General features: G+C 59.7%; 15 protein-coding genes. 5 read left to right on the top strand and 10 right to left on the bottom strand.

Annotated features, from left to right (window positions below; all coding sequences use genetic code 11):
• Positions 1-123 precede the first annotated feature (123 nt).
• A complete protein-coding gene (locus tag PLJ71_18625) occupies positions 124-1728 on the top strand; it encodes an alginate export family protein (GenBank protein HQM50708.1) in 1605 nt (534 codons plus the stop codon).
• Positions 1729-1821: 93 nt separating this feature from the next.
• On the opposite strand, the gene PLJ71_18620 is transcribed toward PLJ71_18625, so the two are convergent.
• Positions 1822-2559, bottom strand: coding sequence for a Fe-Mn family superoxide dismutase (locus PLJ71_18620; protein ID HQM50707.1), 738 nt, complete (start codon positions 2557-2559; stop codon positions 1822-1824).
• Positions 2560-2826: 267 nt separating this feature from the next.
• On the opposite strand from PLJ71_18620, the gene PLJ71_18615 reads away from it, so the two are divergent.
• Positions 2827-3177 (top strand): cupin domain-containing protein, encoded by a 351-nt coding sequence (locus tag PLJ71_18615; GenBank protein ID HQM50706.1) that lies wholly within the window; start codon positions 2827-2829, stop codon positions 3175-3177.
• A gap of 732 nt (positions 3178-3909) precedes the next feature.
• On the opposite strand, the gene PLJ71_18610 is transcribed toward PLJ71_18615, so the two are convergent.
• From PLJ71_18610 to PLJ71_18585, 6 genes are all read right to left on the bottom strand, one after another.
• Positions 3910-5658 (bottom strand): hypothetical protein, encoded by a 1749-nt coding sequence (locus tag PLJ71_18610; protein ID HQM50705.1) that lies wholly within the window; start codon positions 5656-5658, stop codon positions 3910-3912.
• A gap of 41 nt (positions 5659-5699) precedes the next feature.
• Positions 5700-6926, bottom strand: coding sequence for a uroporphyrinogen decarboxylase family protein (locus PLJ71_18605; GenBank protein HQM50704.1), 1227 nt, complete (start codon positions 6924-6926; stop codon positions 5700-5702).
• A 12-nt stretch (positions 6927-6938) separates the two neighbouring features.
• Positions 6939-10298, bottom strand: a complete 3360-nt coding sequence (locus PLJ71_18600; protein ID HQM50703.1) for a polysaccharide lyase family protein — start codon at positions 10296-10298, stop codon at positions 6939-6941.
• 83 nt (positions 10299-10381) lie between these two features.
• A complete protein-coding gene (locus tag PLJ71_18595; protein ID HQM50702.1) occupies positions 10382-11623 on the bottom strand; it encodes an MFS transporter in 1242 nt (413 codons plus the stop codon).
• 18 nt (positions 11624-11641) lie between these two features.
• Positions 11642-13870: a sialidase family protein gene (locus tag PLJ71_18590; protein ID HQM50701.1), complete on the bottom strand. Its 2229-nt coding sequence runs from the start codon at positions 13868-13870 to the stop codon at positions 11642-11644.
• A 38-nt stretch (positions 13871-13908) separates the two neighbouring features.
• Complete coding sequence (locus PLJ71_18585; GenBank protein ID HQM50700.1) at positions 13909-16335, bottom strand: glycoside hydrolase family 127 protein; 2427 nt, start codon at positions 16333-16335, stop codon at positions 13909-13911.
• Positions 16336-16995: 660 nt separating this feature from the next.
• Between PLJ71_18585 and PLJ71_18580 the strand changes: the two genes are divergently transcribed.
• Entirely contained in the window at positions 16996-17376 is a 381-nt protein-coding gene (locus tag PLJ71_18580) for a hypothetical protein (GenBank protein ID HQM50699.1), read from the top strand.
• Positions 17377-17441: 65 nt separating this feature from the next.
• On the opposite strand, the gene PLJ71_18575 is transcribed toward PLJ71_18580, so the two are convergent.
• The 3 genes from PLJ71_18575 to PLJ71_18565 all read right to left on the bottom strand — a co-directional run bounded on the left by PLJ71_18575 (position 17442) and on the right by PLJ71_18565 (position 22294).
• Positions 17442-18260 carry a ComEA family DNA-binding protein gene (locus PLJ71_18575; protein HQM50698.1) on the bottom strand — a complete coding sequence of 273 codons (819 nt, stop codon included), beginning with the start codon at positions 18258-18260 and terminating at the stop codon, positions 17442-17444.
• A gap of 199 nt (positions 18261-18459) precedes the next feature.
• The gene (locus PLJ71_18570; protein ID HQM50697.1) at positions 18460-19701 is read right to left on the bottom strand and encodes a Gfo/Idh/MocA family oxidoreductase; all 1242 of its coding nucleotides are present in this window, start codon (positions 19699-19701) and stop codon (positions 18460-18462) included.
• Between the two features lie 82 nt (positions 19702-19783).
• The gene (locus tag PLJ71_18565) at positions 19784-22294 is read right to left on the bottom strand and encodes an alpha-galactosidase (GenBank protein HQM50696.1); all 2511 of its coding nucleotides are present in this window, start codon (positions 22292-22294) and stop codon (positions 19784-19786) included.
• Positions 22295-22540: 246 nt separating this feature from the next.
• Here PLJ71_18565 and PLJ71_18560 point away from each other — a divergent pair, with 246 nt between their 5' ends.
• Both PLJ71_18560 and PLJ71_18555 read left to right on the top strand, forming a co-directional pair.
• Positions 22541-24118 carry a sodium/solute symporter gene (locus PLJ71_18560; protein HQM50695.1) on the top strand — a complete coding sequence of 526 codons (1578 nt, stop codon included), beginning with the start codon at positions 22541-22543 and terminating at the stop codon, positions 24116-24118.
• Between the two features lie 487 nt (positions 24119-24605).
• Positions 24606-24950, top strand: a complete 345-nt coding sequence (locus PLJ71_18555) for a MerR family transcriptional regulator (protein ID HQM50694.1) — start codon at positions 24606-24608, stop codon at positions 24948-24950.
• Positions 24951-25010: the final 60 nt, after the last annotated feature.

Below are 25010 nucleotides of genomic sequence, written 5' to 3'. Positions count from 1 at the left end.
CCTGCACTTGGGGAACTTGCGTTATCAGGCCGATTGGCGTATTCTGATTTAGTGGAGCCTGTAACCATGGGGGACCGGCCGCGAAGAGTGGGGTGGATCAAAACCTTCGGAGGGAGATGACCAATGTATTCCCGTCACAAAAGGAGAGTACTCTGCCTGCTGCTTGTACTGGCGTGTACGGGCTCGGCTCTGGCTGAGCTGCAGAATGTTCAAGTAGGGGGCGAAATCCGCATCCGCGGAAACTTCATCACGAATGGTCTGGTGCGCACGACATTCATGGGTATTCCGGAAGTGCGCTGGCCGGCGTCGTTGCTGACCGGGCGTCCCATCGGCGGACCCGGAGCGGCCGGCGGATTCAACGGCCTGGGCATTGTAAGTCCGGTCAAATGGTCCGATACCGATGGTGGTGACGTCGGTTTTGTCGAGCAGCGCACGCGGCTCAATATCAACGCTGACTTCACCGACGATGTAAGCGCGTTTATCGAGTTCGACAGCTACGATATCTGGGGTCAAGACTTCCGCTCTCTCAATTACATTACCGGGGCCGACAGTCCTGGCTGGACGGGTGACGACGTGGAGGTGTACCAATCATACATCGAAGCCGAGAACATGTTCGATTTGCCGCTGCGGTTGCGCGTGGGGCGGCAGGAACTGAGTTTCGGCAGCGAGTGGCTGGTGGGCCCCAAGGACTATGTGTATTTCTTCTATGGCCGCTCCTTTGATGGCGCGCGGTTGACTTACAAGACCGATACCTTCAGCGTTGACGCCTTCGCGGCGGAACTGGCTGAAGGCGGCCCCTTCGAGGAGGACGAAGACGTTTGGTTCTACGGCCTTTACGCGTCGTGCACCGCAATCGAAAACCACACGTTTGACCTGTATTGGTTGTGGTTGCGCGACGCCCGCCGTGTTGCCGACACGAACCTCGCGTGGTTCGGCGAGTGGGTCGAGGACCTTTTCAACATCGACGATTATGACCCCACTAACCTGCATACCGTGGGCTTCCGCGCGTCGGGTCTGATAGGCGCTCTCGACTATGAAGTTGAAGCTGCCTATCAATTTGGCGATGCGGGTCAGGTCGGCACGACCTTCAAGCCGTTTGTTTATGGCGATGACGACGCCGAGTTTGATACCTGGGGCGGGCACTTCGACGTGGGCTACACCTTTGATGTTGCCTGGAAACCGAGGCCCTTCATCGGCGGCGCGTACTTCGGCGGCGAGGACAACCGCGACATCTCGTTCTGGGAGTGGCTCAATCCCTTCGACCAGCCCGAGGCCAGCGTGAGCTTCAACCGCCTCTTCTCCAACTCGATGTATTGCGGCGCAATCGACGCTTTCAATGACCTCTCGAACTGCTGGCTCGGCAGGGCGGGCGTGGTTGTCCACCCGACCCCAGCATTTGATGTCATTCTCGCGGCGACCTATTTCGAGGCCATCGAGCCCTTCGATGCGCCGGTTCATTTCAAGGTCGGCCGCTACCGCATACCCATTGCGCCCGCGCTCAGCTTCTGGACCCAGGAGAACAGCGACGAAATCGGATGGGATACGTCTATCTTCGTTGTCTATCATTACAGCGAAGACGTTACATGCACGTTCCAGTATTCGCGTTTCTGGGTCGGCGACGGAGTTGCCGATGGCGCCTTCATCTACAACAACGGGTTGATTTTCAGCGGCGGCCGGGATGACAAAGATGCGGACTTTCTCGCCGCGGAAATGCGCATCAAATTCTAGTAGCATTCTCGTGTGGCTGAAATAGCAGATGCCGTCCGGGTTTCAGTGCCCGGACGGCGTTCTTCATTTCATGCCGCCGTTACGTCTGTTTTGTCATGCGCCTTCGTGAAGACGCTCGAATGTGGCGGCTACCTGAGCCCAATTCGCGACACCCCACCATGCATCGACATACGCCCCCCGGTCATTCTTGTAGTCAAGGTAATATGCGTGTTCCCAAACGTCCACGCCGAGAATAGGCGTGCTGCCCCAGGGCGAGAGCTTCTGCTGATTCTCTGCCTGCAACACCAGGAGACGGTTGTCCTCACGGCGATAGTGCAGGAGTCCCCATCCGCTTCCTTCGACGCTCCTGGCTGCCGCGGAAAAGTGGGCCTTGAAATCGGCGAAACTCCCAAAGTCTTCGGCGATCTTGTCCGCCAGTGCGCCACCGGGTTCTCCTCCTCCTCCCGCTCCCGGGGGCGCCATTACCTTCCAGAAAAGCGAATGCAGATAGTGGCCGCCTCCGTTGAATGCCGCTTGACGGGACCAATGCTGTACCATCGCATAGTCGCCTGCGGCGCGTGCCTTGGCCAGCGCCGTCTCAGCCGCGTTAAGGCCTTTCACATACGCCGCATGATGTTTGTCGTGGTGCAAGGTCATGATCTCCGCGCTAATCACGGGTTCCAGCGCATCATAGGCATACGGCAGGGGCGGAAGCGTGTGTTCCGTGAGTTTCCCCTTTTCGGAAGTTTGCGCCGCCGCCTCAGGGGAAGCCGTCAGGCCGCCAGTGAGCGCCGCCCCCGCAACCGTTATCCCTCCAGCAGTCTTTATAAAGTCACGCCGTGTATTTGTCATCGGTCTCTCCTCAAACCCTAAAAAGGGTTATCGTGTTCATGCTTATCTGCACACAAACAACACCGAGAACAGGATTATTCGCTCCGGGCCCGAGGGGAATGAACCTGTCGATCCTTGTGTTCTCGCCTCTTTCCCGCCCATTTACTGCGCGACCGCAGCTTTGTCCCCATGCACGGACGAGCCGTCCTCTGCTATCATGTTCCCGCTGACGCTCGTGAACGCGTGTAAGCGGAACGGAACACGTGGGGATAGCGCGGGAGTCGAGGCATGTCAAGACTTTACGTTATAAGGAATACGGCGGATGTCGCTTCTGTGCCCTGTCCGTGCGGACAGGCGTGGCGCATTATAACCGGCGCTGACAATGACTTGCTCAGCGTGCACCGCGTCTCCATCTCTGGAACGGCCAAAGTCCACTATCACCAATGGCTTATGGAGTATTACATTATTCTCGAGGGCTCGGGCGAGGTAATGCCGGACGATGAGCGCATCCCGGTCCGCCCGAATGACGTGATCATGGTCGCCCCAGGCACCCGGCACGCGCTCGATGGCGAACTCGAGATCATTAATGTCGTCTGTCCACCCTTCGACTCCAACGACGAACACGTCGTCGAGGAATGACGCCCCGAGAAAGAAAAAGGCCCTGGTGGGGAGAACCAGGGCCACGCTTCCAGGAGGAAGCGGAATGGAGGGCTGCAACTGCTCAATGAGCGTGTCAATCAAGCGGGGTCATCACTCTCACTTTGAGAAGAGGGCGTAACCGTTCCTCTTTACGCGATGAGACGATTTCCGCAGCTGATTGTCAACGGATAGATCAGCAAGATGCGTGCCACTTATTCACAGAGTTATTATATTCAAGAGTGAGTAAGTAGTTGTCATGCATGAAACATTCGCCTTGAACTGCTGTATCCTACGCTTTTTGAATCACTTACGTCAATCGGCAGAAGCCCGTCTTCCAACAAGCCCCAAGGGGGGTGAAGGCCCTCAAGGAGAGCTCACGCGCTATAAGTATAAGCCAATCAATATTTTACATTATGTTTCTAAGAATAAGATGAAATGTGCGCTCTTTGTCATCCGCTTGCTGTCTCAAGCCAAACGGCATCCTTGGGAAGGAAACCGGGCATCCGCTGACATCTGATCAACATGAGGCGATAGTTGTCATGTCTGAATAACAAATGGACTCGATTGTGCACATGTCAACTGCCAACGGCGCGAATTCCGATACTTTTCGAACTGTTTACGCCAGCAACAACCGAATCGAGAGCAACGGCGGGGGTCACAAGAGAGACGAACGGCGAAGATGATAGCTTTCGCGACGGCATAAGGATTGCCTGCCGTAGACGGCAAGATGTCTTACTCTCCTGGCTGTGGAAGGGTTCGGTACCACGTGAAGTAGAGTGCGCCCACGGCAGCGACCGTGAGCGCGAGGCAGATGCCTGCCCGCACATGCCAGTGACCGACCAGGAACATGGGCAGGAGATAGCAGCTGGTGATGGCAATCATTCCCAGGGCTACGTTCATGAGGGCGAGTAGCGGGCTCTCGGCCGCGTCCGCCTCTTGTCGGGGGGACAGGGCGCATTGTTTTCTGACGCAGCGCCACAAACCAAAGGGGCGAACCGTGGCGTAGAACTTCTTAAGGGTCTCGGAGTCTACAGGACGCGTTACCAGGGTAGCCGCGATGCAAGCCACCAGCGAATAGACGGTTACAAAAGGAAACACGGCGTACATGGGTGCGCCGGGAGCCACAATCGGCGGGATGAAAGCCGCGACCATACCGACCATGGTGCCCGCCGCATAGCCCCACCCGTTCATGCGCCACCAATACCAGCGGAGCACGTTGGGCACGACCACGCAGGCCGTCAGCGCCGTCATCAGCCATTCCCAGATCTGAGCAATGCTCTTGGCCTGGAACCCTATAAGAATGCCCGCGATGACGATGGTCACGGTGGCCACATAGCTTGCCTGTACCAGATGGCGCTCATCGCTCCGCTGCCGCACAAACGGTTGCCAGAAATCGCGAATCAGGTACGAGGCGCCGCTATTGACGGTTGAACTGAAGGTCGACATGAACGCGGCCAGCAATCCGGCAAGCACCAGACCCTTCGCCCCAGCAGGGATGTAGTCGCGAAGAACCATGGGCATCACCGTCTCGCTGTCCTCGACGTCGTTGAGTCCCAACCCAACCAGCGCCAAAAGCGTGATCCCCATGGCCATTCCCCAGCGGACGATCATGAAGCCGCTCCATGCGGCGCCGATTTTCGCCGCGTCCCGCGTATCGCGAGCCGCCAGGAACCGCTGGAGTTCGTACATGCCGCCGGGCCCGCCGGCATTGAGAAGAATCCCTTTGACCACCCACGTGATTACCAGAAGTCCGAACATGTCGTACACTCCGTGTCCGCCGCTCGTATAGGTCTCGATGCGCCACGTGGGTGCGAGCGATGTCCAGTCCGCCGGGAGGGCGGCGCTTAATGCTTCCGGCGAGAGTTTGACGTACGCTATCACCCCGATCAGAATGGCTGCGACCGTTACAAAGACGGTTTGGATGACATCGGTAATGACGACGCTGAACAGCCCCCCCAACAATACGTAGAGGGTGGTGATGCCCATGATGATGAAGGCCAGCGTGTGGGGGTGCAGTACGGGGAAGAACTCGTAGGCGAACTTGCCAATGCCCTGGAAATCGTAGCCGATCATCCCGCACATGGTGATGACGGCGATCAAGGCGGCGGACAGGCGGGCGGCAAGGCCCCCGGCCCCATTGCCGAAACGGGTGAGCATCCATTCGGCGCCGGTCATCACGTTCGAGCGCCGCACCCACTTGCCCATGAACGCCAGGAAGAAGGCGCCCATCATCCAGCCCCACATCCAGTGGATCCACATCGAACGCATGCCCAACAAGAACAGCATCGAGATGATCCACATGGTGCCGGTGATGTCGAAGTTCGAGACCGACCCCGACATGGCCAGCCAAAGCCAGGGGAGCCGCTTGCTGCCCAGAAAGTATGCATCGAGATCCTGCGAGGCACGTTTCCGGTACACGAATCCCATCCCGACGACCACGACGAAATACAACGCGATAATGGTGTAGTCAACGAAATTCAATGCTCTTCCCCCTGGTAATAGGCCCTTGCGCGCCTGCCCTCTTACGATTCGTTGACAGCGTCGAACATGGCGGCGATGCTCGCGGGGGGCACATTGGCCAGGATATTATGCACCTGTTGAAACACGAAACCGCCCCCCGATTTCAACGCGGCGACCTGTTCGCGGACGTGCCGCGCCACCTCGCCAGGCGTGCCGTTCGGCAGTACCTGTTGCGTATCGCAACCGCCTCCCCAGAACACCATGTCCTTTCCAAAATCGCGTTTGAGACCGCTGGCATCCATTCCCTTGCAGGAGATTTGTACGGGATTGATGGCGTCCAACCCCGCCTCGATCAAATCAGGCATCAGCTCGCGGACTCCTCCGCAACAATGAAGCATCACCTTGACATCGGCCAATTCCTTGGCACGGGTCCACAAGAGTTCATGACGGGGCTTGAAGTATTCCCGGTACATGGCGGGCGACATCTGAGGTCCCGACTGCATGCCGAGATCGTCGCCAAAGAGGATAACGTCGATATACTTGCCTACAGCCCCCAGAAACGCCTCGAGATTCGCCAGATGTATCTCGACGACACGGTCGAGAAACGCATGCACCCGTCCGGGCTCTCCCGCAAGCATCATCAGGAACCGGTCGTTCCGATACAGAAACTGCCCCATTTCCAGCAAGTTGCCTCCGAACAATCCGATGATGGCCCGTTTGGTGCTTGCGCGAAGTTTCCGTGCTCCTTCCGCCAGTTTCTCCGTCCCGCCCGGCCCCGCCACCAAAGGACCCGGAGGAGACGCAACCGCGCACCACATGTTCTCACTCATGGCCTCGGGGATGGCGTCAAGGTCGTCTTTTTCGTAGAAGGGATAGTGTGCGGCCTCGAAATACATGGCGCCATTTGGCATCTGGGCGATAACCCGTCCCGACTTTGAGTGGATGACCCAGCGGCCGGGTTCCCGTTCCGGCAGCGCCCATGCGGGCATCTGGCAGGGCGAGCCGTCCGGAAGCGTCCAGTCCGCCCAGTCCGCATCATCCAGCGCAAAGCCGCGCCCCAGCTCGATCGTATCGACGCCAAAGCGGTCCAACACGTCGGCGTCGACGACCGCGAGCTGCTGGACGGGGTCGTATACCCGGACAGGCCTCGGCGGCAACCCGAGAAAGGCCCGAAGCTTGGGATAGGCGATGGCCGAGATGCCCGAGGAGCGGTGGCCAGAGAGGTCAACCGGCACACGGTCAGGCTCGGTATGGTTCAGTGCTGCCCGGACACGTTCGCGCGAAGTCATTCTGGTTCTCCCTCAATCTCGATTGACACGAACCGTCACCATCCCTTGGGGGGGCACGCCGACAACATCTTGGAGCGCCGTCTGCGCCTCTTCGTTCAGGTTGCTCCCATGCATTTCACCAAACGAGGTGACCTTTCCGCCCAGCCGCGCTGTTTGAGGCTCTGTGGACGCGGCATACAAGCGAGCAATCCAGCCCGTTCCATCGTCGCTGGGTTTAAGATTGGTCACGAGCACGTGCTCCGGCTTTACACGAAGAAACGGTTCCGGCGCCGGGCCCCCGGGCTTCACCGGGACCGCGACAAGAGGCTGACTCGCTTCCACGCCGAACCGCATGGCCCGGTCTTCCTTGAAGGAACCGTCGTGCGGCAGGACCGCGTACCGAAAGGTTGTGACGCCTTCCTGCGAAGCCTTGTAGTTGGTCTCCCAATAGTTGTTCATGGCGTACGAGTACACGAGCGACGATGGCTCGATCACCTCACGCCAGCCGACCACACGGGGATCGTTGGTGATCTTCCCGATCTCGATGAGGGGGGCGTCGATTGGCGCCAGCGTGACTCCGAAGTCGTCGTTCGAGACATCGACCCAGCGCTGCACGGTCAGGTAGTTCTTGCAGGCGCCCTTCAACTGGTCCTTCTCGACCTCGACCGGAGCCCATGGCGTGTCTATCCGGATCGTGGAGCCGGCAACGCTGAACGGGAAGGCGAGGTGAACCGCCTCCTGGTTGTAGACGTTCTCCCGGTCCATGGTTACGATGAGTTCGGCGTAGGGTACATCCTGAATGAGCCGCACCTCCCGTTTGAGGCTGCGGCATCCGGGCGCGGAAGACTCCATCAGCAACGAGACCATCACCGGCCCGTTCTCTTTCACCGTGAGGGTGGCGGGGCCGGCGGGCTTCCGGTTAGCAGGGTCGCGTCCCTCTACATAGATATATGCCCCAAGGCCCGCTTCGGCGGCGTCATCAACGTACTCATCCTGAAAACGCCCAAGGGTTTTGCGAAGGCTGGCAATGGTTCCGCTCTCGGAATCGACCGTAAGCGCCAGTTCGCGGTTTTCAAGCGTGGCGCCTTCGATGCGCATGTTGTGTTTGATCGAATAGCCGCTGGCCTTCTCGATGCGGTAGTCGACACTTCCAAAGGGTGGCACTTTGCGGGCGATGAATACGAAATCCCCGTTACTGAGCCGTTGCGAAGGGGTGATCTCCCGATTGCCCCTGTGCGCCAGCAGGTCGCCTTCAGGAAGACCTTTCGCGGGAACCGTGACCATGCCCGTACGTTCCCACGAGCATGTGTTGAACACACGGACAGCCTCGACAGTTGCCCCCGCGGCCCGGACAACGTCGCACGCTTCATCAAGGAGTGCGCCCGACTTGCGCTCCCCCTCGAGTGCAAAGGCCTGTTTGATGGCCCACTGTTGCTTGACGAAATCGGATTCCGGCTCGGTAATGCTGTTGTGGGCGCCCCACGTGTGCTCATCGTAAAGCACGACATCGCGCCAGGCGTCGTGAAACCGTTCGGCCGGATAGTCGGCCGGGTCGCGCAGCATTGCCCAGAGCGCGTTGGCTTGTACCAGCCGCTCAGCCGACGCGCGGTTGATAGCGGTTTCCCGCGCCGACGAGGCCGCGCCGTCCTCCCAATATGGAGTGAAATCGCCGCGGATTTCGGGCAACTGGCTGCCATAACGCTGCTCGAAGGCCTCGAAACACTCGCGCGGAGTGCTGATGATGAGCTTCGGATAGGCATAGGTCTCGTTCCAGTCGCGGACGAAGTCGCACAAGCCTTCGTCGGGCGGACCGTTGTCCCCGCCAATGTTGTACCGGATATAGGTGATGTCGTAGGGATAGTTCTTTGCTTCCAGGCGCTCGAGAGAGGCCAGGATGCGGCTGCCGTCGCGCATCGGGGCATCATGGAAGAGCGAATACCCCTCGCCCGCAACCCAGAACAAGATGCGTTCGCGCCCGGACGGAGAGACCCAGTAAGACGGCTTGTCTCCCCACTCAGAGAGTGTAAACCCGATGCGATGTCCCCGGTTCGGCCCTATTCCAAAGTAGCGCACGCCGCTTTGGGCCAATACGGGCACGATGCCCCATGTATATCCCGGAACATCGGTGATCATCGCCGTGTCGATGGTCAGCCCATACTTCTGAGAGAGATTCCTCGCGCAGTAGGTGAGTTCCAGAAGCTCTTCGGGACGGCACAGCGCCGTCAGTTCGTGGCCGTAGAGGGCATCGAGGCCTATCGAGCCGTTCTTCACGGCCTCGATCAAGGCATTTCTCTGCTCGCCGGAGGCTTGCCCGAGGTACCCGTCAACGGCCCACAGTCCCTCAGGCAGCCACTTGAACCTGGCGCCTTCCGGATAGTCTCGGGTAGCCCGCGCGAGTTCGATGGCTTTCTCGAGATGTTCCCACTGCCGCGTCATCACTTCGGTTTGAACGTGCGTGTAGCCGATATCGAGATGCGTGTGGTGCAGAATGTGCACTTCCCACTTGCGCACGGGCTCGAGCAGCGTCTCCATCTGGTCCAGTACCTCCCCGTTGTGGAGCAGGGCGATCTTCAGGGAACGCGGCTGCCCAACGGCGGGCGCGAGCAAATCCACCCAGTGCGTGCCCGCTTCAAGGGACACCTGCCGTTGTTCCAGCCCCTCGATGGCGAGCTGCACATCGCGGGGTTCGCCCAGATGTATCACGTTGACCTTTATGGGCTGAAACAGGGCGCCTGCCCCGTCTCTTGTCAAGACGCCGCCCGTCTGGGCAACAACCAGCGCCGTGGCGCCTTCGATGGGCGTTACCTGCGTCCCTGCGGGGGCCTCGAACCCTATCCAGTCGTAGAGCGCCCAGCTTCCGCCAACACTGGTGATCGCGATCCGGTTTGCTCCAGCTCGCAAGTGGTCGGGCGGCACAGGGAGCTCGTGCACCGTCTCACGGGCTTGCGACACATCACCGAAGATGGCCGCGTCACCGGCCCCGCCGCGCAGGCGAAGGTCCGTCTGGTGCCCGTTCACATCCACTCTCATCACCGGCGGCGCTCCGGGGTGGGCATCGGCGAAATCCAGAATCAGCTTGGAAGGCTCCGTGGGAACCGTGGCCAGCCCGAACACGATCGTGAACGCGTGTTGACGGTTGCCAGCCCAGGCGTCTTGCGGGCCCGGATGGCAGTACGGCCAGACAGCGGCCGCATCGGATTGCCCAACCACGAAGAAAGGGTCTTCGCTGAACTCGGCGTACCGGTCGCGACCGAGGGCGAGGTCCTGTGTATCGTTGTCGCGGCTGCCGATTTCCCACAGAAGAACCGGTTCCGCCGCCGCCAGCAGACAGGCTCCCATGGCGACTGACGCGAGCACAAGTGACATCAGGCGGGTTTTGAGGGTTTCGTTCATTCGTAGGGCTCCTCCTCCAGTAATGGTTCCGCGAGTTCGGGCTCTATCGTAGGGCACGGCCGCCTGCGAGGTCCAGCCTTCTTTCAAGGTCCATTTCGAGAACCATTCCCGCGAGCGTGGGCCGAGTAGGAATATCCAAGCAGCAATACGCCAGAGAGGCACACGATGGTCCCGCACACGATGAATACAAGCGCTAGGCTTCCGCCCATCTCAATGAGACGATTGTGAAGCAACCCCGCGAAAAACACGCCCACGATTTCGAACACGGCGGTGAGAGTGAAAGCCGAATCCCGAAGCCGGGGCCGGACGCAGACGTTGATCGCCGGCAGCGCGAACGCCCACACCAACCCGTGGGACGTGTAAAACAGCAAATAGGCCCCGCTTGCGACCCATGCGCTATGCGAGAGGGCGATGGCGGCGATGAGCAGTCCATCGGCGAACAGAGAGATGCCGTAGAAGCGCACGAGGTTGAGCCGGTCAATGACGGGGGAGACGAGAAACATCATCAGCATGGCTGGCAGGCGCGCGAGCGCCACCAGACGGGCGATCGAGTCTTCCCGAAAGTGGTAGACATCGCGCGCCAGATTCGGGAACAGCTGGTTTGATGTATGGAACGCGAACGGCGCGGAACAAATGCCCAGAAGCAACACCATCGGGAACGCGCTGTACATCAACTCGCGCACGTTGTGCCATTGTAGCTTCAGCAGGCTCAGGGGCGCCTCCGCATGCTCCTCTTTGTCTTCGCCACATCCGCTCGCGGCAACACGTTTCTCCAAATGGCGCGCGGCAAAATGAAATGCGACGACGCAGGCAAGACAGAGCCCGCCGGTTGAGAAGAAGGTCAAGCGGAACCGCGCTTCCTGCAGCGCGGGTCCAAGCGCGAAGATCATAATCGCGGAAACCAGGTTGTAGACGATCGACGCTCCGGTCAGCGCGCGCGCAGGACGCTCGCCCCCCACGTGGGTCACGTAAGGCAGCCACGCGACCAGATACCCGGCGGTGCCAAACCCCATCAGCGCCAGAAGCACCGACACCACCCCCACATCGTGCGCCAACGGCAGAGAGACGTATGCAAAGGATGCTATCGCCGCGCCCAGGGTGGCTGTCCGGCGTCTGCCGAAAACGGCCGACAACTCCATGGTGAGCACGTACCAGAACATCATGCCCCCCGACATGGCGAGGGTGGCGCGGGTCCACTGGGCATTCGATGCACCCAACCCGCGAATCATGTACGCGTTGGCAAACGTGAACGCGCCGTACCAGGTTACCGATGCGATGAAGGCGACAGGCGTTGTGGCCGCCAGCAGCCAGAACCAGCGTTTCATGCAAAAGGGCTTTCTGATCTACTCGTCAAGGGTCCCTTCTCCCAGCCACTCCAGGGAGAAGGTCGCGAACGCGATCTCATCCGAACGGTGCTCTGCGCCGCGCTCGTACAAACACGCTATCGTACCGTCTTTGAGCACTGCAAGGCACGAGTACGCCGCCGGACCCGCAAAGAGACACTTCCACGCGGGCCACGTGCGGCCGTCGTCCGTGCTGAGCCGCACCAACATCTTATACCGCTCGGCACTGTCGGCGGGGTTCGAGAAGAGCACGAACGGAGGCCCCTCGGCGTCGCTCGGCGCGTATCGGAGCAGGCTTGCCTGGCAGCGCGGCTCGATGAGAACCGGGTCGCTCGAGAGTTCCGTCCATGTCATGCCCGCATCTGAACTGGTGGCGATGGCGCGTCCCGGCATGGAATTGGTATGCCAGCGGCGGCTGTTCAACAAGAGACTCCCGTCCTTTCGCTCGATGACCTGGCACTCGTTAACGGTATCCCCTGTTTCGCCGCCAAGCTGCCACGTCTGGCCGTGGTCATCGGAATAGATCACATGAGAGTGGTAAGTCTTGGTTTCAGCCACGATATGGTCGCATGGGATCAGAAGGCGGCCTTTGTGGCCGCCGAGACGCAACTGGATGCCAACACCGGGGCCGGTCGCGTACCACGTCCACTCGGGTTTCTTCGTTGTTGCCGTGATTTCCTTCGGCGGCGCCCAAGTGAGGCCGTCGTCCGCGCTGTTCGTTACCCACACCGTGCGGGTGCCTTCGCTCTCGCCGTTGACAATCGCGCTTTCCCGGTCCTGCCCGAGGTTGTGGGTCAACAAGAGCCAGACCGTCCCGGTCGTTTCGTCTACCACGGGGCAGGGATTGCCGCAGGTATTGGGCCCGTCGTCCCATACGAGCTGCTGCTGGCCCCAGGTTGTCCCGTTGTCTTCGCTGCGTTTGAGGAGCAAGTCGATATCGCCCGTATCGCTGCCGCTGGTCTTGCGTCCTTCGCAGAACGCGAGCAGGGACCCGCTCGGCGTCACGACGAGTGAGGGGATGCGGTAGGTGTCATAGCCGTCCTCGCCGCCCACAAACAAGCGGCTCTGGCGCGGCAGCCGGGCCGCCTTGGCGTCAATCTCATCAAGCGCAAAGCGGACGCTTATGATATAGGGTTCTTCTCCTTGAACCCAGTGGCCGTAGGTCGTCGTGACAAACGTGCCGTCCGGCAAGAGTTCCAAGCCTGGGTAAGATGTATCCGCGCCCTTGGTGTTGTCGAGCAGGCGCAGCCGGTATTGTCCCTCGCGCCCCTGCGCAATGTCGTCGTAGGCGCCGACCCAGCCCACGAAATCCCCTTGGGTAGGGCTGATCAGGGTCGTATCCCGGAAGACGATGACCAGGCGCCCGTCAGGAGCGTACTTGGCGGTATGGCGGTCCCCCGTCAGGCTGGCGGGCAACTGGACCGGCCCGGACCACGTCTCGCCCTCATCATTGCTGAACGTCACGAACGAGTTGAATTTGCGGCTGTTCTCGCGCAGCAACAGGGCGATCTGGCTGCCATCCGGCGAGCGTACCGCGCCGGGTTCGCATAGATGGGCTTCCGGATGCCGCGCGACGATCCCGGGCGCGCCCCATGTCAACCCGCCGTCCGTCGAACGGGTCGAGTAGACGATGAAAGGGCCTTCCTTGTTCTCGCCCTTGAAAAAGCGCCCGTCATCGTGGAAAAACGCCAGGTAATCGCCGTTCTTCAAGCGGACCAGCGAAGCCATGGCCACAATCCCGCCAAAATCGCCGATGGGCTCGAGGGGTGACCACGTAACGCCGTCGTCCTCGGATACCGCCATGCGGATGGGGTACAACCCCGAGAACATGATCAGCCGTTTCACGCCCTCCTTGTCCACAACACTGTAGATAGTGGGTACTTCCTGAGATGTCGCCCAGTTCTCCGGAACCGGAAGACGGCCGCTCCAGGTCTTTCCTGCGTCCTCGCTACGTTTCATCACAATAGCGCCCCGGCCATGGCCTTTCGGATACACGCAGATCATGGTTCGATTGTCTTCGAGCAGGACCGTCGTGGGATGGCCGAGATACTGGCCGGGTTCGCGGTCCACCACAACCTGGCGTTCAAGGTCGTGGGACAGGTCAATGATGGGGAGCGTGTAGTACCCGGGCGGGCCGGATTGCTCGCCTGCACTCGCTGCAGGCGCCGCCGATACCAGGCACGCAGCGGCTATCACGAAACACACGGCAGGCGGCCACACGAACTCCATGACAGATCCCTCCATAGGGTAGTTCCAGGAAAACCTGACTACCTGTTCACGCGCCACTCGAGGATCCCGCCCGAAAAGTCCGGCTGCAGTTTCACGGTGAGCCGCAGCGCGTCGGTTTCCACGGGGCGAAACGCGGTCTTGTTGTACGTATCTCTCGCGAGACCGTATTCCGAGGGGTCCTCGACGCGCTTCCATGCATCTCCATCACGGTACACCAGCCGCCAGCACTCCGGAACGCGGCATTGGCCCACGCCGGTGTCATCGAACCAGTACACCTCAATGGACGACACGGTCCGGGGCTCCTTCAGCTCGTATTGAACCCATTCTAGCGCGCCCCGGTGGTCCCACCATGTGAACCGGGGAATGGTCTGATCGTTGGAGTTCTTCGGTTCCTGCTGGTCGTTCAATGCCGCGAGGCTGTCCGCCGCGTTGAGGTGGGAAGCCGTGGGCACGCTGGTCGAGGCAATCGTGGGAACCGGGGGAATCTCGGCTGCATCCGCCGTCCGCGCCAGCCACACCTGCATTTCGCCGACGCCCCGGTGAGACCACCCATAGTACGGGATCAGCGTGACCTCGGACTCCTCCAAACTCTCTCCGCCGTCCTCGTTGCGCTGGCGCTTGTAGCCATGGCCTTTGATGACCGTCACGCCGTCGAGCAGCCGCGCGACGTGTTCAGTTTTCAATGCAGCGTCGTCCGGCAAGACAATATTCCTGACACGCCCGTCGTTATCAACGCCTTCCGCACAGTACACAATCGGCCCGCGTTCGACGGCCGCGCGTCCACGATCGGCCTCGACCTTGTCGTGCGCGAGTACCCGCCGAACGGGCATGGGCAACGTCAAGTGGACCACATCGCCCTTGCGCCACGAGCGTTTCAGGGGCGCATAGCCCTTCGCGAGCTCCGGTGTTTGGGACTCGCCATTCACCAACAACTTGAATCCGCCCCTATCGGGATTCTGGTAACGGTACAGATCGCTTGGAAGCGGCTGTCCCTGCGCCCAGCCGGGAATGCGCACGTTAAACGTAAACTCGACCGGTTCCGTGGGCTCCACTGCGATTTCGATCTCGCCATCCCAGGGATAACGCCCGTTCTGGGTGATCGTAACCGGCGTACCGGCAACGTCCAGAGATGCTTCGCCGCCAACAAACAGATTCAAAAAGACTTCGCCATTTCGTTGTCCATAGACGTAGTTGGCCAACGACGGAACGAAACGGGCAATGTTGACCGGACAACAGGCACAGCCAAACCAGGGCTCCCGGGTCGCAGCCCCGTGGTTAAAGCCGTAGACGCCGTCGCTCTCCAACGGATTCGGGTAGAAGAACGTGTCCCCCTCGAGCGAAATCCCCGCAAGGAAGCCGTTGTAAAGGGTGCGCTCGAGCACGTCAATGTACTTTGCTTCGCCATGCAGCAGGAACATGCGGTGGTTCCACAGAATGTTGGCAATCGCCGCGCAGGTCTCGTTGTATGCCTCTTTGTTGGGCAGGAAATATGCTGGTCCGAATGCTTCTCCCTGGCGCTGGGCAGCGGTGCCGCCCGTGATGTAGATCTTGCCCGAAACCACGTCGTTCCAGATGCGGTCGAGTGCGGGGATGTAGGCCTGTTCGCCCGTCAGCGCGGCGACATCGGCTGCGCCGGTGTAAAAATAGCCCGCCCGCACGGCGTGGCCAACTGCCTCGGCCTGCTCAATCAGGGGGAGGTGGTCTTGCAGGTTCTCGCCGAACTTCTTCCGGCCGTTTTCATGCCCGCGCTCATCGATAAAGATCCGGGCAAGTTGCACGTAGCGTTCCTCGCCGGTCTCCCGGTAGAGACGGCACAGTCCGATCTCGATCTCCTGATGGCCGGGGACATTTCGAATGCCATCAGGACCGAAGACGCGGTCAACAAGATCCGCGGATTTCCGGGCGACGTCTAAAAGAGTATTCTTGCCCGTGGCCTGATGGTGGGCCACTGCCGCCTCGTACATGTGGCCGATGTTGTATAGCTCATGGCTCGACTGGAGGTTTGACCAGCGCGTCTTGCCTGCGCCGTTGGGCGGATTCTCCGGGTCGATGGTCCGGCACGTGTACAGGTATCCATCGGGTTCCTGGGCTCCGGCAATCTTCGCGATTAGATCGTCAAGATAAGCATCCAGCTGCGGGTCATCGCGCAAAGACAGCGCATACGCCGCGCCCTCGACTACCTTGACCACGTCGGAATCGTTGAAGAAAATGCCCTCGAACTTCCCTTGCTTCATACCCGCGGCCACGGCAAAGTTGTCGATACGATGCGTCTCTTCGCATTTCTTGAAGCAGTAAGGGATGGTGACGGCGAGGCTCGTTGCCTGCCGCGGCGACCAGAACGGATCGGCCACACGCACTTGCGCGAACGGTACGGGCCGAATCGGGTAGTCGCTCGCCCCGTATGCGGCCACCGTCGTGCCCACAAGGGCAAGAAATACTGCTGCTGCTAACCGAAACATCGCCATGGACCGGCCTCCACTCCGTTGAAAGACAGCAAACCACACGCTGAAGAACCCCGTGGATGCTTGGGAAACGCGCCACCGTTCGCGGACATCACCCCCAGCCCCATCAAGCCTATCTGAATAGGAGGGGAGACGCAAGCGCCGGGCAAATCTCCAATCGCCCAGGTGTTCGGGCTGTGGCGTGTATCCCTGGACATCAAATCACCCATCCGGTGAGGCAAGAGAGCGACATTATCCCTTCCAGAGCGCCAACGGCGCGTCGGCATGCCAGCCCAGTCCGCAGGGCTGGGTGGAAGGGATTCTCCTCATCTACCGGGGTGTAAGCCCGGCACATGGCAGCCCTCTGCGTATAGATGTTACGGGCTTTCAGCCCTTCCTTTTCCGTGAACGCGGTTTTCCTGGGCCTTCGACCCAGGCTGGTATGTTTCGCGCCTTTGGCGCTCCAGACACACGCGCAAGGCAGTCGAGGCATCCGTGCGATGCCCACAATACCTGGGCCTGTAAGGTGTTTCCTGCAGTCACCCGGCGCTTCGGCCGAATGACGCTTGATGTTCTTCCGAGAAGCGTCTAGGATTGTTCAAGCGTGTCCGGGGAGCATGTTTTAAGGGAATTCCCCGAGAGCCAGTGCTCCTTCGGCATCCCAGGCAGCAACAGGAAGGGGCAATGCATCCGGGAGACCTGAGGGGATTGCTTTTCGCCGGGGGCATCGCCGCAATCGCTGGGCTGTTCATTGTAGCCCTATTCCTGCGCTGGGCGGCCGGCATATTAGACATTGAGAGCCGGTCTTATGGCGGGGCGCTAGTGATTGTAGTGCTCAGTTTAGTTCCCTCTAGTATAATCGCGCTTCTGCTGTCGGTAAACTCTCCCCCGATAATTGTCCTGATAGACTGCTCCATAAGTGCTTTTATCATCACGCTTCTGGCAACACTGGCCGTTTTTCGGACGTCTCTTCTCAAAGCGTTTGAAATGACCGTTGTTTTCTTTCTTCTTCTGCTTGTCGTTCTTGGCGGATTTGCAGGCGCTATCGCTCTCACGTTGCGTTAGGACCATTCAATAGGGAAAGAGGAGAAGTCCGGCCAGTCCCTTTTGCGCAATTCAGTCAGGGACCCTCACCTCACCGTGACGAGGTGGCGGACATCGGCGAGGCGTTTTTCGGCGATGCCCTTGATGTTCATGAGTTCTTCGACGGTTCGGAACGGGGTGCGCGTGCGGTATTCAATAATGCGGGAGGCGAACACGGGCCCGATGCCCGGCAGCTTCTCGAGTTCCGCCTGGGTAGCCGTGTTCAAATCGAGCAGGCCGTCGGAGAAGGTGACGGGAGCCGAGGCTGCTCCTGGGGCGGCGTCACTCAAGAAAGGCCTGGACGGTGCTGCTTCGGGGCGCCACCCGGAAACCGTGTACTGTGGCGGATTGAGTGGGGGAGGAGCGGCCTCGCGGCTAGCGCGGATTATTCCGGTTGCCTCGCCCTGGCTGGGCTGTCCAGGGACGGTGAGCGTGGTGCCGTCAATCAGGCGGGCCGCCAGGTTGATGTCCGATGCATCCGCGTAGTCCTCGAGCCCGCCTGCAGCATCCAGCAAGTCCTGCACCCGGGGATCTTCATCCGGCTCAAACGAATACAGATCAGGGGCATACACCGCCCCGCGGACCGCAACCCGGATCGGGACACGTTCTTGCGTGACTGCAGGAACGGAATGAGCCAAGGCAGGCAGCACTATTTCAGGTTCGGGCTGAGACGCCCGCTCCGGTGTGGGACCGCGCGGCAAGGGCGTGTCGGTTGCCGGAGAGGTATTGGACGTTTCGGGGTCCGGCTCGTCTTGGTACACGTATAGTACGATGCCGCCGATGACTGCGGACGCAGCAACAAACAGCAGGATCAGTTGTTCTTTTCGAGTCAGGTAGTTGTTGAGCACCGCGAATTTCTCACACAAATAACTATCTATACATAGAGACATTATCCCAGAATGTACCCGAGGAAGCAAATCTGCCGTGTTTTTAGAGTGGGAGGGGGAGCCGTTGCAATAGCCTGCAAGACGCAAAGCAGTGGCGCGGTTTCACTGACCGCGCCACTCTTACGACCGAAGGGCCCCAATTTCTACCGTGCTTTCACGGGCGGGAGCCGGTTAATGCCTACAGGAGTATCTCCCCGCCCTTTCCCTGGGCGATGAGCGAGGTGTAGCCCTCAAGTTTTGCCTGCATGTTTCCATCGGTGAGATCCAGAGTCTCCCTGCGTTCGGCAGCCAAGTACGCCGCCTGGCACAGTTTCGTTATCTCGAGGCCGTATTCCCAGGTCGCCAGCGGCTGCCGGCCTTGCGTAAAGGCCGTGACAGCGTCCTCCAACTCGGCCACGTAACCGTAGAGATCGGCCTCATTCGGCTGGACGGTAAGCAATCCGCGCGATGCGGTCGCCTTTTCAAGCGCGCTCTCGGCGTCGGCAACCGCATCCGCCGCCTCGTCGCCGATGAACACCTCGAGAGGAGACCGCAACGAATTCACCTCAAAGGTATAGCCGGGTCCGAGGGCGTCCATGAGTAAACGAAGCCCCTGTTTGTCGTACATCCACGAGTTGGTGAACTGCCCTCTGACCAGTTGGCCGGTTTCGGGATTGCGGAAGGTAATGGTGCCCGTCGCGAAGTCCTCGGCGGGAACCTTGGCATAATCGACTCCCATGCGGGCGAGCAGCTGCTTGCGGTACTTCTCCTGGCCCCACTTGAGGAGCGCCACATCGGCCGTCACCGAAATCGGTTCCATGAACGTAAGAGGTTTGCCGACCGGGGTGAGGATATACCAGGCAACTGCGATGCTGTGGCAGCCCATGTCGGAAAGCACGCCGCCGCCCTGGCGTGTGGGATCCCAAAACCAGCCCTCGTGGGGGCCGCTGTGTTCCTCCGCGCACCGGGCCAGGGTCAATTCACCCATGGACTGACGCTGCGGCTCCAGTTGTTTCAAAGCCTTCTGGATGCACTTCATGTGTAACTGATTCTCGAAATAGGCGTTGGGAAGACCGGTCTCCCTGACGAGATCGACCAGCCGCTTCGCTTCCGACACCGTGCGTCCCAGGGGTTTCTCACAGATAATCCCCTTGAGTTGCGCGCCCGCTTTGACCGCTTCGGCGACTTGTTCCATCAGCTCGACGCGCACGTAGTTGGGCGCGAACAGCGCTACTGCGTCCACGTTCTTACACAGTTCCGCAACACTGGGGTAGACCTTGCACTCGCCGATGCCGGTCCGTTTTGCCAAGGCGGAAAGTTCCTCGGCGCCTTTGATCGCATGTACGCCGGCAAGCTGGGCCCCGCGAACGTTTCGAAGGGCTTCCGCCTGAAAACGCGCGATAAACCCCGCCCCAATAAATCCCAGTCTCAGATTTTCCATGATACTGCCTCCCCGGTTGTGCACCGTTTGTCTGTCTCCGAGTTTATAAGCGCGTGGCTTCAAAGATTCAAGCCGCCGGCCGTCATTTCGCCGAGAACTGCCAGACCTGCGCCTTCCCGGGTGCCAAGGCTATTCCGATCCCTTGCGATAGTTCGGCCCCACCGGCCTCCCGTTCTTGTCCGCTCATAACATCCCACATGCGAAAGCGGGTCTCAACCCGCAAACCCTTCAGGCGGACATCCGCAAGCCCGTACGGCGAATGCTCTGGACGAAACACCGCGAAGTACCCTCCCTGGGACTGCGGGTCAACGAATTCCCAGCCGATCCAGTCGTTGCCCGCCCGGGTCTGGGGGAAAAGGGGGTAGTAATCGCGGTTCAGGAATCCCCGCACTTCTTTGTATGCAGCCACCGTCCGCCGGATGGTCGCTTTCTGGGCGTCGTCAAGAACACGAAAGTCCAGTCCGAACCCCAGTAGACCCCCGAAAAGCGCCAACATCTCGTCGCCGGACCGAAGTTCGCAATAATTGGTGTTGAGGTGTCCTCCGAGCAGGAAATAGTTGCCGCCAGTCTGATGAAAACGCATCAGTGGCTGGTCAAGGGTGTCGTCGCTTTTCCAGAACGTGTGACCGCGCCGGACGGTTTCCAGGTCAATTCGGCGGCCGCCGCTGGCGCATTGTTCGATGAGAAGATTTGGATGCCTGCTCATCAATTCGTCCAACAATGCATACAGGCCATTTATATATAGGGCCTGGCGCAGCCCTTGCTCCTCCGGGCCTTCGATGGCTTCCCATACCGGCCCCGGGGAGATGTTGAAATCATAGCGGATCCAATCGACGCCAGCCTCGCGGATGATTGGGTCCATCATCTCGAGTACGAGTCGCCGGGCCTCGGGTTTGGCCAGATCCAGGAGATAGGGTCTGTCCCGCGACGCGTTGGAGGCTGCTTCAGGCGACACATTTCCGCAGAGGAGTTGCGGGCATTCGCGTGCCCACCGTGTGCCGGCGGCGACCCGCTCCGGTTCGAACCAGAGGCCGAACTTCATGCCCAATGCGTGGACATGATCCGAAACCGGCCGCAAACCCTCGGGAAACTTCTCCTGATTCACAGTCCAATTGCCCACGCCATAGGGGAAATCGCCTTCGAACCATCCGGCGTCAAGGCAGAAGTATTCGATACCCAATCCGGCCGCCTCGTTCGCCAGCTCTTTGAGCATCGCGGCATGCACGTTGTTGTCAAAAACGAACCATGAACTGAAGGACACCGGGGGGTCGACGAGCCGGCCACCGAGCCGTCCCTGGTAATGCTCGCGCAAGGCACGACGCATCCGGTTGGAACCTTCAGACTCGTCTCCGCGGAAGGGGATGAGGAGCGCCGCCGGAAGCGAGAGGCTTTCTCCTGCAGGCAGCCTGAAACGGAGGGGCGTCATCCCTGCGTCCAGCCGGACCATGCTGGCAGCTTTGTCGTAGCCTGCGCGGGCGCACCACGACCCGGACCACCCGAGTGCGCACGCCACGCCCCAGCTATCCTGCAGGCTGCTTAGCATGAAGAAGGGGAGATCGCCGTTGCTCGAGCGCCCATCCGCGACAGTCAGCGTACGCTCTCCAAGGCCCGTGCGCACGATCTCGAAGCCCGGCGCGGACTGCAGATTCCCCGTTGTTCCCCCGCTGCTGGAAACGAGCGTCGCGGCGTTCTCCTTGCCGGAAGCGCGTATTTCCAGGCTCTTCACATCCGTGAGCAGACCGCTTGGGGCCGTTCCCCTGTTCGCGAAGCGCCATTGAAGCTCGATAGCCTCCGGCTCCACGAATCGCGTAACAGCCAACGTGGCCGTAAATCCGCTCCCCGGTTCGGTCCAGCTTGTCTCGTACAGCCGTTTCCCGTCATTCTCCTGAACGGGCTCATCCTTACGCTCCCATGTCTCAAAAAGCGTCCAGCATTCTTGTCCGTCATAGGAAAAAGACGTAACCACGTCTCGAAAAGGCGTTTCGCGAGACCTCACCAGCGCATCTGAAATGTATACTCGTTCGCCGTCCTTCCGCTCCAAGGCGCCTATTGCCCAATCGGCCTGATCGTAAGTGTACCCATCTCCCGCGTCTCTAACAATGAGTTCCAGCCGCTTCGCGCCATTGAGCGGCACCTCGACGAGGACCGGAGCATCGCCCCCGCGACAAACGGGTGACTCGAACCGAACTTCGTCATCAACGCGCACCAAGAACCGGGCCGAACCGCGTTCACCTTTCGTATCTTCGTTATTATCAATCCCCACCTGCGCCACAAAGCGCGAGAACCCACCGGCCAGAGAGAGGATAATCTCGCCGTTGGCGTGTGCTCCGATGCCTTTCTCAAACGTCTCGCCGCCGATCCGCAGCGGGGTGCGGGTATGGCAGCTCACGTCAGGCGTTGGCTCCCGATAGTCTTGTCTTGCAGACACGACCTCAAGACCGGCCTCGGGCTCGTTTTCTATTTCAACGCTACCCGAAACACCCGCGCCATTGAGCCACCCATCGACGATATCGGATTCAAGAGGGGATACCAGGGCCACTGCCGGCAGCGCAATGGAAATCACGAGCATCAAGCATAGGAATGTTTTAAGCATGGTCAAACTCCGGGCAATAGATCTAGCACCCGCCGTGAAGGCTTACCATAGACTTCTCCAGGGCAATGCGTCAAAGGCATACAAGAACGCCGGAAGACCTTCGCCGGCAAGCCGGCAGAGCCGCCACCGGCCGTTTGCTGTTCACTGCGAGTATCGGTTACCATAGTGTCTGTTGTACAGTTGGCATGACTCTTAACCGCGTTCTTCCGTTTCTTGAGGGACGCAAAGACCTCTTGGGGAACTCTCATGCGAATGCCATGGATTGATATTGTCGTTCTGGTGCTGTATTTCGTTTCAATGGCCGCGTTAGGGCCGTATTTCGCGCGCAAGAACAAGACCACGGAAAACTACTTCCTTGGTGGACGTTCTTTTCCCGGCTGGCTCATAGGCTTGTCCATGTTCGCTACGTCGATCAGCTCGATCACGTTTGTGGCCTACCCCGCCGATGCCTACAAGACCGCCTACATCCGCTTCCTTCCCTGTTTGATGCTTCCTCTGGGCATCTTCCTGGCCTCGAAGATCTTTCTGCCCTTCTACCGGCGCGCCCAAATCACGTCCGCATTCGAGTATCTGGAGGTGCGCTTCGGTTCCGGCACACGAGCCTACGCAGCATCAGCGTTCGTCGTCAGCCAAGTGACCCGGCTGGGCATGATCCTCTATCTTGTCTCCATGCTGGTCCAGGAAATGACCGGTCTTAACGCCTATTACAGCATCCTGCTCGGAGGCGTTATCACCTCGTTCTACACGGTCACGGGCGGCATCGAGGCCGTGATCTGGACCGATTTCTTCCAGTCGTTCCTTCTCTGGTTCGGGGGGTTCGCCATTCTCGTGGCGGTCATTTTGAATGTGGATGGCGGATTAAGCACGATTATTTCCGTGGCTAAAGCCGACGGCAAGTTCATGCTGGGGGATTTGAACACGGCCACAGGAGAACTGGTTCGCGCACCCTTGGGATTCAGTCTCACTCAGAAGGCGGTGGTAATGATGCTGCTTGTGGGATTGACCAACTGGCTCACCGAATACAGCAGCAACCAGAACGTGATACAGAAATACGTAGCCACCAAAGACCCGAAACATGCCACGCAGGCCATCTGGATTTGCTGCCTGTGCAGCGTGCCCACCTGGGCATTCTTCATGTTCCTGGGCACCGCGCTATATGTCTACTTCAAGTTGAATCCCGATCCTGCCGCCACGGCCATGATTGACGGCACGGCCAGAGCCGATTCGATTGTTCCCTACTTTGTCGTGCAGAAGATGCCGGCGGGTGTTTCGGGCCTGGTGATTGCGGGCGTCTTGGCTGCGGCTATGTCATCGCTGTCGTCCAGCATCAACGCTATCTCCGCTGTGAGCATCGTCGACATCTACAAGCGCCACATCGCCAAGGAAAAATCGGAGCGTCATTACATGAACGCCGCCCGTCTCGTCTCGCTGATTGCTTCCGTTCTGATGCTGGGATTTGCCATCCTTCTTCTGAAGGCCACGGACAAGACGCTGCAAGACACCGGCACCAAGCTGGGAGCAATCCTTGGCGGCGGGTTGTTGGGCCTGTACTGCCTCGGGTTCCTGACCAAGCGCGGTGACGGCCGGGCAGTGGCCGTGGGAATCATTTGTACTCTGAGTTTCAGTCTGTGGCTGGCCCTGGTCGAGCTGAAGGTGATCAAGGCCGTTGTGCCTTTCGAGACCTACTATGGCGGGTTGGTCGGCAACCTCCTCATGTTTGTGGTGGGGTACTGTCTGGGCAGCCTCATCTTCAAAACCAAACGCGACCTGACCAATCTCACGGTTTGGACCCAGAGCGAGGAATGGAAGACCATGGAGCAGTAGGCTTCGGCTTCTGCGTGTACCCTCGCCATCAAGGGCAAGACCGATTGGCCCAGCTCTTCGCCTTTCTCCGTCGATTGGCACTAGCACGCGGATAGTGCCCCGCGTAGCCGCCGCAGACGGTAAGCGCGCATGCGTCCTTTGCTCATGAATGGGCCAGAGACCGGCCTCTCCGCCGTAATGCTCCACGACGGTCGCTCCCTTCGGTGGCGGGGATTCAGGTTCTTGCCTGATCGGCGGGCTGTACGCGCAGCCACCTCTTGAGGAGGATCCCTTGCGGGGCCCTGTCCTCAAGATGCTCATGGTTATACAAGGCCTGTCCCCGGGATCAGATTGCCTTGCGCCGGGCACTGCGTCATAATGGACAATCAAAACATGAGCCAAATAGAAAATTGCCCCCGCTTCTTGCAAGGCAAGACCGAAGGCGTCTTGATCGCTTTCACAATCAGTGTCGTCATGCTGAAGTTGCAATACAAAACCGGGATTGGGTATGATCTCCAAGTTTGAAGACCGGCGCTACGGGATAGCCAAAGTTAGTGACATGACCGGCGTTCCGGCCCACGTGCTCAGACAGTGGGAAGGCCGGTTTCCACAGTTGAAACCAGGACGCGATCGAGCGAACCGGCGGTTCTACAAACCCGGGGATATCGCTGTCGTACAGCGCATCAAACAACTGTTGTGGCACGAAAAAATGACCACCAAAGGCGCGCGCATACGGCTGGCTGAGGAACTCCGCGGCGAGGGACGTCCCCGAACCCGCCAGGAAGCCATCGACATTCTCGACAAGATGGAAGAACAAATACGCACAATGCTCGACCTCCTGGAAGAAGAATAGCCCGAATTCGGTCGGGGCGTGGCGCAGCCCGGTTAGCGCGCTTGACTGGGGGTCAAGAGG

This window comes from Candidatus Hydrogenedentota bacterium (genome assembly GCA_035416745.1).
GTDB lineage: Bacteria > Hydrogenedentota > Hydrogenedentia > Hydrogenedentales > SLHB01 > UBA2224.
This window is presented reverse-complemented; position numbering and strand designations above follow the sequence as displayed.